This window comes from Bacteroides sp. (genome assembly GCF_029057325.1).
Lineage (GTDB): Bacteria > Bacteroidota > Bacteroidia > Bacteroidales > Bacteroidaceae > Bacteroides.
Map to the genome: position 1 here is coordinate 1 of NZ_JAICZW010000173.1, position 2,126 is coordinate 2,126.

Below are 2,126 nucleotides of genomic sequence, written 5' to 3' on the forward strand. Positions count from 1 at the left end.
ATAAAAGTACTTTTATCCGAAGAACGTCCGAAGAAGGTATGGAGTTGGTAAGGCCTTGGTACGGAGCGGGTCCCCCCGGGAACCGTCTCGAAACAGGCAGAATTTTTCTTTACAAACAGCGGCTATTTCATTGAAAATAGTAAACATTCTAAAATAGGAATCTACTTAATTCTGTTCAGCCTTCTTTGGAGAGTTCTTTTTGAGGATGTCTTTCTGTTTTCAGGAGGAGCATAGCAGGCTATGTGACGAATCAAAAGAGGGAAACAAGCCGAAAAGAGACTCAAGAGAAGCTGAATAAAAACTTTTTGAAGAAAAATTAAACAGGCTCTTAGTCCCGCTTAAAAATATCCCTCGTATAGACCTTGTCGGCCACATCATCCAGACATGCGTCATAGCGATTGGCGATGATGGCTTGCGAGATGCGTTTGAATTCATCCAGGCTGTTCACGATCCGCGAGCCGAAGAAGGTGCTTCCATCCTCCAACGTAGGCTCGTAAATCACCACCTTCGCACCTTTGGCCTTGATGCGCTTCATCACACCCTGAATGGAACTCTGGCGGAAATTGTCCGAGTTAGACTTCATCGTGAGACGGAATACACCGATAACAACCTCCTTCTCTTTCTCCGCCGCATACACACTGTTGCTGCCGTAGGTGCCGGCTATCTGCAACACCCTGTCGGCGATGAAATCCTTGCGCGTACGGTTGCTCTCCACAATCGCCGACATCATGTTCTGGGGAACGTCGTTATAGTTGGCAAGCAGCTGTTTCGTATCCTTGGGAAGGCAATACCCCCCATAGCCGAAAGACGGGTTATTATAGTGCGTCCCGATACGGGGATCCAGACCCACACCATCGATGATGGCCTGTGCATCCAGCCCCTTCATCTCGGCGTAGGTGTCCAGTTCGTTGAAGTAAGACACACGCAAAGCCAGGTAAGTGTTGGCAAAAAGCTTCACCGCCTCCGCTTCTTTCATGCCCATGAAGAGCGTGTCGATGTGCTCTTTCAATGCACCTTCCTGCAACAGACGGGCAAACATGCGTGCAAGTTCTTCCGCCTCAGGATTTCCGATAGAGCGCACTGCCGCATTCTCCTCCGCTGACACCCGACCTTCCAAATCAATCATCTTCGGATAGCCAACGATAATACGCGAAGGATACAGGTTGTCATAAAGCGCCTTGCTTTCCCTCAGAAACTCCGGAGAGAAGAGCAGGTTGAACTTCTTGCCTTTCAACTCCGGCTTATACCGGAACATCGCAGCATACTTTACATAAAGTGAACGACAATATCCCACGGGAATAGTCGATTTGATCACCATCACCGCATCCGGATTCACATCCAGAACAAGGTCTATCACATCCTCGATGTGGTGCGTGTCGAAGAAGTTTTTCTGGGGGTCGTAGTTGGTAGGCGCAGCTATCACCACATAGTCGGCATCCCGGTAGGCAGACCTGCCATCCAGCGTGGCCGTCAGATTGAGTTCCTTTTCCGAAAGGTACTTCTCGATATATTCATCCTGGATAGGCGACTGCTTATTATTAATCAGCTCCACCTTTTCAGGTATCACATCCACAGCCGTCACTTTATGGTGTTGCGCCAGCAATGTCGCGATGGAAAGTCCCACATAGCCCGTACCGGCTACGGCAATCTGCAAATCTTTAAAATCTCTCATATTAGTTCATTTAGGTTTCGCATATCCTTAATATGCTGTTAGGATACAAATTAACAAGACTACAAAGCGAAGTTATTCGGATTGTTACCTGCATTTATTCACATTATTCATAAAAACAGGTAGATAGAGAGCCTTGTATCCTTGCTGACTTGCTCACTGAAAACAAGTTAAAAGGCTTGCGAAACTCGAGTTGTTTCATATAGAATTCCTTATACCTGCGGCAAACCTACAAAGTCCTTCATGGAGCGGAGTGCCCGGCTTGAAACGGAAATCACGCTCCAAGGCGGAAGTGTCCGCATACGTCACAAGCATAGTTTGATGTTCAATAGATTTGCAATTATACTTATAAAATTGCCTCCCTTATCTTTTTAACGATGTATTCCACATCCTGATCCGTCACCCACGGACCGGCAGGCAGGCAGAAGCCCACCTTGAAAACCGCCTCCTCCACTCC

General features: G+C 47.5%; 1 protein-coding gene. It reads right to left on the bottom strand.

Annotated elements, in window-relative coordinates; genetic code table 11:
- Nucleotides 1-328: 328 nt before the first annotated feature.
- Complete coding sequence (locus K2G43_RS11680) at nt 329-1,672, bottom strand: UDP binding domain-containing protein (protein WP_297678227.1); 1,344 nt, start codon at nt 1,670-1,672, stop codon at nt 329-331.
- Between the last annotated feature and the right edge of the window lie 454 nt (nt 1,673-2,126).